Below are 13,573 nucleotides of genomic sequence, written 5' to 3'. Positions count from 1 at the left end.
TCATGGTCAGGTCCGACAATGAGACCTTGCGGCCTCTGGGGGTACGGGGGCGGAAGGGCGGCCGATCCGCCCGAACCGGCCTCCACCCGGCCAGCCCCGCTCACTCGGTGACCCCCGACCGCCCCTCGGCTCCGCCGGACGATCCCCCACCCGGACCCGCCCGACCGGCCGGGCCTGACCGGGGCCCGTACGCTCGGTGCATGTCCGAGCTCTACTCGGCCCGGCGTACGCGGCTGCGCGACCGCTGCGTCGCCGCCGGAAGCGCCGCGGCGCTGATCTCGCGTCCCGCCAATGTCCGCTACCTCACCGGCTGTGCGCCGCCCGGCGCGGCCCTGCTGGTCGGCCCCGCCGACGACCTCCTGCTCACCGAGGGGCCGCTCAGCGGTGATCCTTCGGAGGGGCGGCCCGCCGAGGAGCTGCGGGTCAGCGAGCTGCCCACCCGGGACGGCGACCCGGTGGTGGCCGCCGCCGACCAGGCCGCGCGGGCCGGGGCGGGTTCGCTCGCCGTCGAGGAGCACCACCTCACGGTCGCCCGGCACCGCGCGCTGACCCAGGTGGCGCCCCGGCTGCGGCTCGCCGACCTCGCCCGCGCCGTCGAGGCGCAGCGGGTCGTCAAGGACGACGAGGAGATCTCCTGCCTGCGGATCGCCGCCGAGATCACCGACCAGGCCCTCGGCGAGTTGCTGGAGTCGATCCTGGTGGGCCGTACGGAGCGGCACCTCGCCCTGGAGCTGGAGCGCCGTCTGGTCGACCACGGCGCGGACGGCCCCGCCTTCGCCACCTCGGTCGCCGCGGGGCCGCATTCGGGACGGTCCGGACATCTGCCCACCGACCGGCGGGTCGAGGAAGGTGACTTCCTGACCGTCAACCTGGGCGCGAACTACCGTGGTTACCGCTGCGAGATCGGCCGTACCTTCGTCATCGGCACCACGCCGGCGGACTGGCAGATCGAGCTGTACGACCTTGTTTTCGCAGCCCAGCGGGCCGGACGGGAGACACTGGCACCGGGGGTGGAATGCCGCGAGGTGGACCGGGCGGCACGGCAGGTGCTGGTCGGCGCGGGCCACGGCGAGAGCCTGGGAGCGGGTACCGGACACGGCGTGGGACTCGAAATCGACGAGGACCCTCGGCTGTCACCTGCGGCCATGGGTAAACTGGACGCTTGCGTGCCGGTCACCGTCGATCCGGGGGTTCACATCCCGGGCCGCGGCGGCGTCCGGATCGACGACACACTCGTCGTCCGCCCCGAGGCGGACGGCGGGCCCGAGCTACTCACGATCACGACCAAGGAGCTGCTCGCGCTCTGAGCCGGAACCGGTTCGACGCGCGGGTGCCCGGGGTCCCACCACCCGCAGTCCAGGAGATTCCGCAACCGTGGCTTCCACGAACGACCTCAAGAACGGCCTGGTGCTCAAGCTCGAAGGCGGCCAGCTCTGGTCCGTCGTCGAGTTCCAGCACGTCAAGCCCGGCAAGGGCCCGGCCTTCGTCCGCACCAAGCTCAAGAACGTGCTGTCCGGCAAGGTGGTGGACAAGACCTTCAACGCCGGTGTGAAGGTCGAGACGGCCAACGTCGACAAGCGCGGCATGCAGTTCTCGTACATGGACGGCGAGTACTTCGTCTTCATGGACATGGACACCTACGACCAGCTGCACATCGACCGCAAGACCGTCGGTGACGCCGCCAACTACCTGCTCGAAGGCTTCGAGGCCGTCGTGGCGCAGCACGACGGCGAGGTGCTCTACGTCGAGCTGCCGGCCGCCGTCGAGCTGGTCATCAAGGAGACCGAGCCGGGCGTCCAGGGTGACCGTTCCACCGGTGGCACCAAGCCCGCGACCCTGGAGACCGACTACCAGATCCAGGTGCCGCTCTTCATCACGACCGGCGAGAAGATCAAGGTCGACACCCGCTCCGGCGAGTACCTCGGCCGGGTGAACAGCTAACCGTGGCCGCCCGTAACAAGGCCCGTAAGCGCGCCTTCCAGATTCTCTTCGAGGCCGACCAGCGCGGTGCCGACGTGCAGACCGTGCTGGCGGACTGGATGCGGCACGCCCGGACCGATTCGCGGCAGCCGCCGGTCAACGAGTACACCCTGCAACTGGTCGAGGGGTACGCGGAGTACGTCGACCGGATCGACGACCTGCTCTCCGACTACTCCGTCGACTGGCCGCTCGACCGGATGCCGGTGGTCGACCGGAACATTCTGCGGCTCGGTGCGTACGAGCTGATCTGGGAGGACGAGATCCCGGACGCCGTGGCGATCGACGAAGCGGTGCAGCTGGCCAAGGAGTTCTCCACGGACGATTCCCCGGCCTTCGTCAACGGCCTGCTGGCCCGCCTGAAGGAACTGAAGCCCGGCCTGCGGCGCGAGGCGCGCTGAGGCGGCGGTGGATCCATCCCGTGAAGGGGCCCGGAGCGGATCGACGCTCCGGGCCCCTTCACATGGGCGGGGAGGGTCCGGGCGGGGAGGGCCGGTGACAGCGGTACGGGGACACCGGGCACACCGGCCCGGAGACTCCGGAGGCACCGGCCCGAAGACACCGGAGACACCGGCCCGGTGACACAGAAAACCGCCGCCCCGACGGAGTCGGAAGCGGCGGTACGTTTCTGCAGGTGACGCCCGTACGGGGTCAGATGTCCTCGTGCTGCACGGCGCGGCGCGCGTCGGCGTCCAGCACGCCCCAGCTGATCAGCTGCTCGGTCAGCACGGAGGGCGACTGGTCGTAGATCACCGCGAGGGTGCGCAGGTCGTCCTGGCGGATCGAGAGGACCTTGCCGTTGTAGTCGCCGCGCTGGCTCTGGATCGTGGCGGCGTAGCGCTGGAGCGGGCCGGCCTTCTCGGCCGGGACGTGGGCGAGGCGCTCCAGGTCCAGGACCAGCTTCGGCGGCGGCTCGGCCGCGCCGCCCGGGGTCGTGCCCGGCAGCAGTTCCTGCACCGGAACACCGTAGAAGTCGGCCAGCTCGGCCAGGCGCTGCACGGTCACGGCACGGTCGCCGCGCTCGTACGAACCCACCACGACGGCCTTCCAGCGGCCCTGGGACTTCTCCTCGACACCGTGGAGAGAGAGGCCCTGCTGGGTGCGGATGGCGCGGAGCTTGGCCCCGAGCTGTTTGGCGTATTCGCTGGACATAAAGCTCCCCGGACGCTGTGTAGACGTGCGGCGCGGGCCGCGCGGCTGGTAACTCACTGTGAGGTTACGCAGCGTAATTCGGCATCGTCAAGCCGAATGAGTCACACGGTGGCCCCGAAGGGGTGCGCTCGGACCCCGTCGCGGCTCCTGGTACCGTGAACGGCGTAACCCCGACGTCCTTTAAAGTCCGTCCTGTGAGGCGGAGAAGGAGGTCCGTTCGTCATGGACGCCCCCAGTTCCAACGCTGCGCGCCCGGTCCTCGAAGGCCCGGACATCACGCGCATGCTCACTCGCATCGCCCACGAGATCGTCGAACGCGCCAAGGGCGCCGACGACGTTGTGCTCCTCGGCATCCCCACCCGCGGGGTCTTCCTCGCCCGCCGGCTGGCCGCCAAGCTCGAAGAGATCACCGGCCGCGCGGTACCGGTCGGCTCGCTCGACATCACGATGTACCGCGACGACCTGCGCCTCGGTCCGGCCCGTGCCCTCGCGCGCACCGACATCCCCGGTGACGGCATCGAGAACCGCGTGGTCCTCCTCGTCGACGACGTGCTCTTCTCCGGCCGGACCATCCGCGCCGCGCTCGACGCCCTCAACGACATCGGCCGGCCGCGCGCCGTGCAGCTGGCGGTCCTGGTCGACCGCGGCCACCGCGAGCTGCCGATCCGCGCCGACTACGTCGGCAAGAACCTCCCCACGTCGCTGCGGGAGACGGTCAAGGTCCAGCTCACCGAGGAGGACGGCCGCGACGCCGTGCTGCTCGGCGTGAAGCGGACCGCCCCGGCCGGCGAGCAGTAGCACCCCGCTGGACGGACCCGGTACGGCCGGGCCGCCCGTCATGCCTGCTCGCCGGACATACCCGTACACCTCCACCACTCACGGAGAAAACCGGATGAAGCGTCACCTCATCTCGGCCGCCGACCTCACCCGCGACGACGCCGTCCTGATCCTCGACACCGCCGAGGAGATGGCCCGGGTGGCGGACCGGCCGATCAAGAAACTCCCGACCCTGCGCGGACGCACCGTCGTCAACCTCTTCTTCGAGGACTCCACGCGCACCCGCATCTCCTTCGAGGCCGCCGCCAAGCGGCTGTCGGCGGACGTCATCAACTTCTCCGCGAAGGGCTCGTCCGTCTCCAAGGGCGAATCCCTCAAGGACACCGCGCTGACCCTGGAGGCGATGGGCGCGGACGCCGTCGTCATCCGGCACGGCGACTCCGGCGCCCCGCACCGCCTGGCCACCTCCGACTGGATCGGCGGCTCGGTCGTCAACGCGGGCGACGGTACGCACGAGCACCCTACCCAGGCCCTGCTGGACGCCTTCACCATGCGCCGGCACCTGACCGACGGCGCGGGCCAGGACCTCTCCGGCCGCCACATCACCATCGTCGGCGACATCCTGCACAGCCGCGTCGCCCGCTCCAACGTCCACCTGCTGACCACCCTGGGCGCCGAGGTGACGCTGGTCGCCCCGCCCACGCTGGTGCCGGTCGGCGTCGAGCGGTGGCCGTGCGAGGTCAGCTACGACCTGGACGCGGTGCTGACCAAGTCGGACGCGGTGATGATGCTGCGCGTCCAGCGCGAGCGGATGAACGCCGCCTTCTTCCCCACCGAGCGGGAGTACGCCCGGCGCTACGGCCTGGACGGCGACCGGATGGGCCGGATGCCCGACCACGCGATCGTGATGCACCCCGGCCCGATGAACCGCGGCATGGAGATCACCGCCGAGGTCGCCGACTCGCCGCGCTGCACCGCCGTCGAGCAGGTGACCAACGGTGTCAGCATCCGGATGGCCGTCCTGTACCTGCTGCTGGGCGGCAACGAGCCCGCCGTCACCACGTCCCCCGCGCGCACCGAGGAGAACAAGTAATCATGAGCAAGACCCTGATCCGCGGGGCGAAGGTCCTGGGTGGCGAGGCACAGGACGTCCTCATCACGGACGGCGTGATCGCCGCCGTGGGCGACGAACTGCCCGGCACCGAGGACGCCACCGTCGTCGAGGCCGCGGGCCAGATCCTGCTGCCGGGCCTGGTCGACCTCCACACCCACCTGCGCGAGCCGGGCCGCGAGGACTCCGAGACCGTCCTGACCGGCACCAAGGCCGCCGCCGTCGGCGGCTTCACCGCCGTGCACGCCATGGCCAACACCTTCCCCGTCGCCGACACCGCGGGCGTCGTCGAGCAGGTCTGGCGGCTGGGCAAGGAGTCCGGCTACTGCGACGTGCAGCCGGTCGGCGCGGTGACCGTGGGCCTGGAGGGCAAGAAGCTCGCCGAGCTGGGCGCCATGCACGACTCGGCCGCGGGCGTGCGGGTCTTCTCCGACGACGGCAAGTGCGTGGACGACGCGGTGATCATGCGCCGCGCGCTGGAGTACGTGAAGGCCTTCGACGGCGTGATCGCCCAGCACGCCCAGGAGCCCCGGCTGACCGAGGGCGCCCAGATGAACGAGGGCATCGTCTCCGCCGAGCTGGGGCTGGCCGGCTGGCCCGCGGTGGCCGAGGAGTCGATCATCGCGCGGGACGTGCTGCTCGCCGCGCACGTCGGTTCGCGGGTGCACATCTGCCACCTGTCCACCGCCGGGTCCGTCGAGATCGTCCGCTGGGCCAAGTCCAAGGGCTGGAACGTCACCGCCGAGGTCACCCCGCACCACCTGCTGCTCACCGACGAGCTCGTACGGTCCTACAACCCCGTCTACAAGGTGAACCCGCCGCTGCGTACCGAGGCCGACGTGCTCGCGCTCCGCGAGGCGCTGGCCGACGGCACCATCGACTGCGTCGCCACCGACCACGCCCCGCACCCGCACGAGGACAAGGACTGCGAGTGGGGCGCGGCCGCCATGGGCATGGTCGGCCTGGAGACGGCCCTGTCGGTCGTCCAGCACACGATGGTCGACACCGGCCTGCTGGACTGGGCCGGCGTCGCCGACCGGATGTCCGTCCGCCCCGCGGAGATCGGCCGTCTCAAGGGACACGGCCGCCCGGTCTCGCCTGGCGAGCCCGCCAACCTCACGCTGCTCGATCCGGCATACCGTGGACCCGTGGACCCCGCGGGCTTCGCCTCCCGCAGCCGTAACACGCCCTACGAGGGCCGTGAGCTGCCGGGGCGCGTGAGCCACACCTTCCTGCGGGGCCGGGCAACGGTCGTGGACGGGAAACTCGCGTGACATCTTCAATCATCCATCTGGCAGCCGAGCAGAAGTCCGCCGAGGTCACCGACTGGGCGGCCCGGATCGGCTGGGTCGTCGGACTGCTCCTGTTCGTCGCGCTCCTGTACTGGCTGATGCGCGAGGGCTGGAAGTGGCGCGGCACCCTCCAGGGCGACCTGCCCGAGCTGCCCACGGCCCCCGAGGACGCCGGAGAGCCGCGGCTGACGATGACCGGCCGCTACCACGGCTCCACCACCGCCGGACAGTGGCTGGACCGCGTCGTCGCACGCGGCCTGGGCACCCGCAGCCGCGCCGAGCTGACCCTGACGGACGCCGGCCTGGACGTCGTACGGCCCGGTGCCCAGGACTTCTTCGTCCCGGCCGCCGCGCTGCGCGGCGCCCGCCTGGACAAGGGCATCGCCGGCAAGGTCCTGCCCGAGGGCGGCCTGCTGGTGATCACCTGGGTCCTCGGCGACAAGGAGCTGGACTCCGGCTTCCGCTCCGACCGGGCCGCCGAGCACACCGCATGGATCACCGCTCTCACCGAGCTGACCGGCAAGAACAGCAAGACCACCGAAACGGAAGGCGCACGATGACGACCTCCACCCAGGGGAACCCCTCGCAGAGGAGGGCGGCGGCTCCCGCCATACTCGTCCTGGAGGACGGCCGCAGCTTCCGCGGCCGCGCTTACGGGGCCGTGGGGGAGACCTACGGCGAGGCGGTGTTCTCCACCGGCATGACCGGCTACCAGGAGACCCTGACCGACCCCTCGTACCACCGCCAGGTCGTCGTCATGACCGCCCCGCACATCGGCAACACGGGCGTCAACGACGAGGACCCGGAGTCCGCCCGCATCTGGGTGTCCGGCTTCGTCGTACGCGACCCCGCCCGCACCCCGTCCAACTGGCGCTCGGCCCGCACCCTCGACGACGAACTGGCCGCCCAGGGCGTCGTCGGCATCAGCGGCATCGACACCCGCGCGCTCACCCGCCACCTGCGCGAGCGCGGCGCGATGCGGGTCGGCATCTTCTCCGGCCCCGGCCTCGACGGCCCGTCCGGCACCGGTCTCGCCGACGAGGCGGCGCTGCTCGCCAAGGTGCAGGCGGCCCCGCAGATGAAGGGCGCCGACCTCTCCGCCGAGGTGGCCACCAAGGAGGCGTACGTCGTGCCCGCGCAGGGCACCAAGCGCTTCACCGTCGCCGCGGTCGACCTGGGCATCAAGGGCATGACCCCGTACCGCATGGCCGAGCGCGGCATCGAGGTGCACGTGCTGCCCGCCACCGCCACCGCCGAGGACGTGTACGCCGTCAACCCCGACGGTGTCTTCTTCTCCAACGGCCCGGGCGACCCGTCCACCGCCGACCACCCGGTCTCCGTCATGCGGGCGGTCTTGGAGCGCGGCACGCCGCTGTTCGGCATCTGCTTCGGCAACCAGATCCTCGGCCGCGCGCTGGGCTTCGGCACGTACAAGCTGAAGTACGGGCACCGCGGCATCAACCAGCCGGTGCAGGACCGTACGACCGGCAAGGTCGAGGTCACCGCGCACAACCACGGCTTCGCCGTCGACGCGCCGCTCGACCAGGTCTCCGAGACCCCTACGGCCGCGCCGAGGTCTCCCACGTCTGCCTCAACGACAACGTGGTGGAGGGGCTCCAGCTCCTCGACCGGCCGGCCTTCAGCGTCCAGTACCACCCCGAGGCCGCCGCGGGTCCGCACGACGCGGCCTACCTGTTCGACCGCTTCGTCCAGCTCATGGAGGGCCAGCGTGCCTAAGCGCACCGATATCCAGTCCGTCCTGGTCATCGGCTCCGGCCCGATCGTCATCGGCCAGGCAGCGGAGTTCGACTACTCCGGTACGCAGGCGTGCCGGGTCCTGAAGGCCGAGGGCCTGCGGGTCATCCTGGTCAACTCCAACCCGGCCACGATCATGACCGACCCGGAGATCGCCGACGCCACCTACGTCGAGCCGATCACCCCGGAGTTCGTCGAGAAGATCATCGCCCAGGAGCGCCCGGACGCCCTGCTGCCCACCCTGGGCGGCCAGACCGCGCTGAACACCGCGATCTCGCTGCACGAGTCCGGCACCCTGGAGCAGTACGGCGTCGAGCTGATCGGCGCCAACGTCGAGGCGATCAACAAGGGCGAGGACCGCGACCTGTTCAAGGAGGTCGTGGAGGCCGTCCGCCGCAAGATCGGCCACGGCGAGTCCGCCCGCTCCTACATCTGCCACACCATGGACGACGTCCTGAAGGGCGTCGAGGAGCTGGGCGGCTACCCGGTCGTCGTCCGCCCCTCCTTCACCATGGGCGGCGCCGGCTCCGGCTTCGCCCACGACGAGGAGGAGCTGCGCCGCATCGCCGGCCAGGGCCTGGCCCTGTCGCCGACCACCGAGGTCCTCCTGGAGGAGTCCATCCTCGGCTGGAAGGAGTACGAGCTGGAGCTGATGCGCGACAAGAACGACAACGTCGTGGTCGTCTGCTCCATCGAGAACTTCGACCCGATGGGCGTGCACACCGGTGACTCCATCACCGTGGCGCCGGCGATGACGCTCACCGACCGCGAGTACCAGACCCTGCGGGACGTCGGCATCGCCGTGATCCGCGAGGTCGGCGTGGACACCGGCGGCTGCAACATCCAGTTCGCCGTCAACCCCGTCGACGGCCGGGTCATCGTCATCGAGATGAACCCGCGCGTCTCGCGCTCCTCCGCGCTCGCCTCCAAGGCCACCGGCTTCCCGATCGCGAAGATCGCCGCCCGGCTCGCGGTGGGTTACACGCTCGACGAGATCCCCAACGACATCACCGAGCAGACCCCGGCGTCCTTCGAGCCGACCCTCGACTACGTCGTGGTCAAGGTGCCGCGCTTCGCCTTCGAGAAGTTCCCGGCGGCGGACGCCCGGCTGACCACCACCATGAAGTCGGTCGGCGAGGCCATGGCCATCGGCCGCAACTTCACCGAGGCGCTCAACAAGGCGCTGCGCTCGCTGGAGAAGAAGGGCAGCCAGTTCGACTTCGCCGGCGACCCCGGCGACAAGGCGGAGCTGCTGGTCAAGGCCGAGATCCCCACGGACGGCCGGATCAACACCGTCATGCAGGCGATCCGCGCCGGCGCCACCCCGGAGGAGGTCTTCGACGCCACGAAGATCGACCCGTGGTTCGTGGACCAGCTGTTCCTGGTCAAGGAGACCGCCGACGAGATCGCCGCCGCCGACCAGCTCGGCCCCGAGGTCCTGGCGTACGCCAAGCGGCACGGCTTCTCCGACAGCCAGATCGCCGCGATCCGCGGCCTGACCGAGGACGTCGTCCGCGAGGTCCGGCACGCGCTCGGCGTCCGCCCCGTCTACAAGACGGTGGACACCTGCGCCGCCGAGTTCGCCGCCAAGACCCCGTACTTCTACTCGTCCTACGACGAGGAGAGCGAGGTCGCGCCGCGCGAGAAGCCCGCCGTGATCATCCTGGGCTCCGGCCCCAACCGCATCGGCCAGGGCATCGAGTTCGACTACTCCTGCGTCCACGCCTCCTTCGCGCTGAGCGACGCGGGCTACGAGACCGTCATGGTCAACTGCAACCCGGAGACCGTCTCCACCGACTACGACACCTCCGACCGGCTCTACTTCGAGCCGCTCACCCTGGAGGACGTCCTGGAGATCGTGCACGCCGAGCAGCAGGCGGGCCCGGTCGCCGGCGTCATCGTCCAGCTCGGCGGCCAGACCCCGCTGGGCCTGGCGCAGGCGCTCAAGGACAACGGCGTACCGATCGTCGGCACCTCGCCCGAGGCCATCGACCTGGCCGAGGAGCGCGGCGCGTTCGGCCAGGTGCTGACCGACGCGGGCCTGCCCGCCCCCAAGTACGGCACCGCCTACTCCTTCGCCGAGGCCAAGGGCATCGCCGCCGAGATCGGCTACCCGGTCATGGTCCGGCCGTCCTACGTCCTGGGCGGCCGCGGCATGGAGATCGTCTACGACGAGCCGTCGCTGGGCGAGTACCTGGAGCGGCACGCCGGCCTCATCGACCAGCACCCGGTCCTCATCGACCGCTTCCTGGACGACGCCATCGAGATCGACGTGGACGCCCTCTACGACGGCCACGAGCTCTACCTCGGCGGCGTCATGGAGCACATCGAGGAAGCCGGCATCCACTCCGGCGACTCCGCGTGCGCGCTGCCGCCCATCACGCTCGGCGGCTACGACATCAAGCGGCTGCGCGCCTCCACCGAGGCCATCGCCAAGGGCGTCGGCGTACGCGGCCTGATCAACATCCAGTTCGCGATGGCCGGCGACATCCTGTACGTGCTGGAGGCCAACCCGCGCGCCTCGCGCACCGTGCCCTTCACCTCGAAGGCCACCGCGGTACCGCTGGCCAAGGCCGCCGCGCGCATCTCGCTGGGCGCCACCGTCGCCGAGCTGCGCGCCGAGGGCATGCTGCCCAGGAACGGCGACGGCGGCACGCTGCCGCTGGACTCGCCGATCTCCGTCAAGGAGGCCGTGATGCCCTGGTCGCGCTTCCGCGACGCCGCGGGGCACGGCGTGGACACCGTGCTGGGCCCGGAGATGCGCTCCACCGGCGAGGTCATGGGCATCGACTCGGTCTTCGGCACGGCGTACGCCAAGTCGCAGGCCGGCGCGTACGGCGCGCTGCCCACCAAGGGCCGCGCGTTCGTCTCCGTCGCCAACCGCGACAAGCGCTCGATGATCTTCCCGGCGCGGGAACTGGTCGCCCACGGCTTCGAGCTGCTCGCCACCTCCGGCACCGCCGAGGTGCTGCGCCGCAACGGCATCAACGCCACCGTGGTGCGCAAGAAGAGCGAAGGCGAGGGCCCCAACGGGGAGAAGACCATCGTCCAGCTCATCCACGACGGCGAGGTCGACCTCATCGTCAACACGCCCTACGGCACCGGCGGCCGCCTGGACGGCTACGACATCCGCACCGCGGCCGTCGCCCGCGCCGTCCCGTGCCTGACCACGGTCCAGGCGCTGGCCGCCGCCGTCCAGGGCATCGAGGCGCTGTCCCGCGGTGACGTGGGCGTGCGCTCCCTCCAGGAACACGCGCGGCAGCTGACCGCGGCCCGCGAGGAGTAGGGCCACCGGAGGGGGACACCGGCCGCGGTGTCCCCCTCTTCATGAGCCCCGTCCCCCGGACCGCTCATGAGCCCGTCCCGTCCTGGACCGTTCACGAGCCCCGTCCACTCCGGACGACCGCTCCTGAGCCCCGTCTCCTCCGACCTCCTCGACCCGCGGAAGGCCCCGCCCGCTCGTGTACTCCCTCTTCTTCAAACTCATCTTCCAGCGCATGGACCCCGAGAAGGCCCACCACCTGGCCTTCCGCTGGATCCGGCTGGCCGCGCGCGTCCCGGTGCTGCGCACCTTCGCCGCGGCCGTCCTGGCCCCCGCTACAAGGAGCTGCGCACCGAGGCCCTGGGCCGCCGGATGCACGGCCCCTTCAGGCTGGCCGCCGGCTTCGACAAGAACGCCGTCGCGATCGACGGCATGGCCATGCTGGGCTTCGACCACGTCGAGATCGGCACGGTCACCGCCGAGCCGCAGCCGGGCAACCCCAAGAAGCGCCTGTTCCGCCTCGTACCGGACCGCGCGCTCATCAACCGCATGGGCTTCAACAACGACGGTTCGGCGGCCGTGGCGGCCCGTCTGGCGGCCCGCAACCCGGTCTTCCGCACGACGCTGGGCGTCAACATCGGCAAGACCAAGGTCGTCCCGGAGGACGCGGCGATCGCCGACTACGTGACCTCCACGGAGCGCCTCGCCGGCCACGCCGACTACCTGGTCGTCAACGTCTCCTCACCGAACACCCCCGGCCTGCGCGACCTCCAGGCCGTCGACCACCTGCGGCCGCTGCTCGCCGCGGTCCGCGAGGCGGCCGACCGCACCGTCACCGGGCGCCGCGTCCCGCTGCTGGTCAAGATCGCCCCGGACCTCGCCGACGAGGACGTGGACGCGGTCGCCGACCTCGCGGTGGAACTGGGCCTGGACGGCATCATCGCCACCAACACCACCATCGCCCGCGAGAGTCTCGGCCTGGCCTCCGACCCGGCCCTGGTCCAGGAGACCGGCGGCCTGTCCGGCGCCCCGGTCAAGGCGCGCTCCCTGGAGGTGCTGCGCCGCCTGTACGCCCGCGTCGGCGACCGCGTCACCCTGGTCGGCGTCGGCGGCGTCGAGAACGCCGAGGACGCTTGGCAGCGCATCCTCGCCGGTGCCACGCTCGTACAGGGCTACAGCGCCTTCATCTACGAGGGCCCGTTCTACGCCCGCGCGATCCACAAGGGCCTGGCCGCCCGCCTGCGCAACAGCCCGTACGCCACCCTCGCCGACGCCGTCGGCGCCGAGCACAAGAAGGTGACCTCCTCGTGAGCCCCGTACCCTTCGGCGCCCGTCTGCGGGCCGCCATGGACGCACGCGGCCCGCTCTGCGTCGGCATCGACCCGCACGCCTCCCTGCTGGCCGACTGGGGCCTGAGCGACGACGTGGCGGGCCTGGCGGCCTTCTCGCGGACTGTCGTCGAGGCGCTGGCCGACCGCGTCGCCGTCCTCAAGCCGCAGTCCGCCTTCTTCGAGCGCTTCGGGTCGCGCGGCATCGCCGTCCTGGAGGAGACCGTCGCGGCGGCCCGGCAGGCCGGTGCCCTCGTGCTGATGGACGCCAAGCGCGGTGACATCGGTTCCACCATGGCCGCGTACGCCGCCACCTACCTGGATCCGGCCTCCCCGCTGTTCTCCGACGCCGTCACGGTCAGCCCGTACCTGGGCTACGGGTCGCTGCGCCCGGCCGTCGAGCTGGCCCGGGAGAACGGCTGCGGCCTGTTCGCCCTCGCGCTGACCTCGAACCCCGAGGGGCAGGAGGTGCAGCACGCCGTACGGGCCGACGGCCGTACCGTCGCCGCGACCGTACTGGGCCACCTGAAGGCGGAGAACGCCGATGCCGCCGCCCGGGGGAGCTGGGCTCGTACGGGGCCGTCGTCGGCGCCACGCTCGGCGACCTGTCCTCGTACGACCTGGCGACCGGCGGGCCGCTGCTCGCGCCCGGCATCGGCGCGCAGGGCGCGACTCCGGCGGACCTCCCGCGGGTCTTCGGGGCGGCGGTCCGCAATGTCGTGCCGAGCGTCAGCCGGGGGTGCTGCGGCACGGTCCGGACGTCGCGGCACTTCGCGCGGCCGCCCTCGGATGCGCCGACGAAGTACGCGCAGCGGTCGACGAGGTGCGTACAGCGGTCGAACGGCAGGGACTTTAGTCCCGATATGTCCTGGTCAGCAGAGTCTGACCAGGACTTTTCGTCTGTTCTCGCTGACTCCGA

At 71.3% G+C, this 13,573-nt stretch carries 9 protein-coding genes and 3 pseudogenes; 11 read left to right on the top strand and 1 reads right to left on the bottom strand.

All coding sequences use genetic code 11. The features are described from left to right. The first annotated feature begins 200 nt into the window (after nucleotides 1-200). From ACEXOX_RS10735 to nusB, 3 genes are all read left to right on the top strand, one after another. Nucleotides 201-1,307, top strand: coding sequence for an aminopeptidase P family protein (locus ACEXOX_RS10735; RefSeq protein WP_406520154.1), 1,107 nt, complete (start codon nucleotides 201-203; stop codon nucleotides 1,305-1,307). Between the two features lie 67 nt (nucleotides 1,308-1,374). Beyond that, nucleotides 1,375-1,941 carry an elongation factor P gene (efp, locus tag ACEXOX_RS10730; protein WP_406520152.1) on the top strand — a complete coding sequence of 189 codons (567 nt, stop codon included), beginning with the start codon at nucleotides 1,375-1,377 and terminating at the stop codon, nucleotides 1,939-1,941. Nucleotides 1,942-1,943: 2 nt separating this feature from the next. Next, nucleotides 1,944-2,378, top strand: a complete 435-nt coding sequence (gene nusB, locus ACEXOX_RS10725) for a transcription antitermination factor NusB (protein ID WP_406520150.1) — start codon at nucleotides 1,944-1,946, stop codon at nucleotides 2,376-2,378. A gap of 250 nt (nucleotides 2,379-2,628) precedes the next feature. On the opposite strand, the gene bldD is transcribed toward nusB, so the two are convergent. Continuing rightward, entirely contained in the window at nucleotides 2,629-3,129 is a 501-nt protein-coding gene (gene bldD, locus ACEXOX_RS10720) for a transcriptional regulator BldD (protein WP_003982726.1), read from the bottom strand. Nucleotides 3,130-3,351: 222 nt separating this feature from the next. Here bldD and pyrR point away from each other — a divergent pair, with 222 nt between their 5' ends. The 8 genes and pseudogenes from pyrR (at nucleotide 3,352) to pyrF (ending at nucleotide 13,510) form a co-directional block, all read left to right on the top strand. Further along, entirely contained in the window at nucleotides 3,352-3,927 is a 576-nt protein-coding gene (pyrR, locus tag ACEXOX_RS10715; protein WP_030024535.1) for a bifunctional pyr operon transcriptional regulator/uracil phosphoribosyltransferase PyrR, read from the top strand. 94 nt (nucleotides 3,928-4,021) lie between these two features. Then, a complete protein-coding gene (locus tag ACEXOX_RS10710; RefSeq protein WP_406520148.1) occupies nucleotides 4,022-4,999 on the top strand; it encodes an aspartate carbamoyltransferase catalytic subunit in 978 nt (325 codons plus the stop codon). Between the two features lie 2 nt (nucleotides 5,000-5,001). Next, nucleotides 5,002-6,291: a dihydroorotase gene (locus tag ACEXOX_RS10705; protein ID WP_406520147.1), complete on the top strand. Its 1,290-nt coding sequence runs from the start codon at nucleotides 5,002-5,004 to the stop codon at nucleotides 6,289-6,291. Continuing rightward, nucleotides 6,288-6,869, top strand: coding sequence for a hypothetical protein (locus ACEXOX_RS10700; RefSeq protein WP_406520145.1), 582 nt, complete (start codon nucleotides 6,288-6,290; stop codon nucleotides 6,867-6,869). The genes ACEXOX_RS10705 and ACEXOX_RS10700 overlap by 4 nt, the downstream gene beginning before the upstream one ends. Next, a pseudogene (gene carA / locus ACEXOX_RS10695) lies at nucleotides 6,866-8,046 on the top strand (glutamine-hydrolyzing carbamoyl-phosphate synthase small subunit). The gene ACEXOX_RS10700 and the pseudogene carA overlap by 4 nt, the downstream one beginning before the upstream one ends. Beyond that, complete coding sequence (gene carB, locus ACEXOX_RS10690; protein ID WP_406520144.1) at nucleotides 8,039-11,350, top strand: carbamoyl-phosphate synthase large subunit; 3,312 nt, start codon at nucleotides 8,039-8,041, stop codon at nucleotides 11,348-11,350. Before carA ends, carB begins: the two are co-directional and overlap by 8 nt. A 175-nt stretch (nucleotides 11,351-11,525) precedes the next feature. After that, nucleotides 11,526-12,637: pseudogene (locus ACEXOX_RS10685) on the top strand (quinone-dependent dihydroorotate dehydrogenase). Nucleotides 12,638-12,672: 35 nt separating this feature from the next. Further along, a pseudogene (gene pyrF, locus ACEXOX_RS10680) lies at nucleotides 12,673-13,510 on the top strand (orotidine-5'-phosphate decarboxylase). The last annotated feature ends 63 nt before the right edge of the window (nucleotides 13,511-13,573 follow it).

This window comes from Streptomyces sp. Ac-502, from assembly GCF_045222935.1.
GTDB lineage: Bacteria > Actinomycetota > Actinomycetes > Streptomycetales > Streptomycetaceae > Streptomyces > Streptomyces monomycini.
Note: the sequence above shows the minus strand (reverse complement) of the source record. Positions and strands in the feature narration are given on the sequence as shown.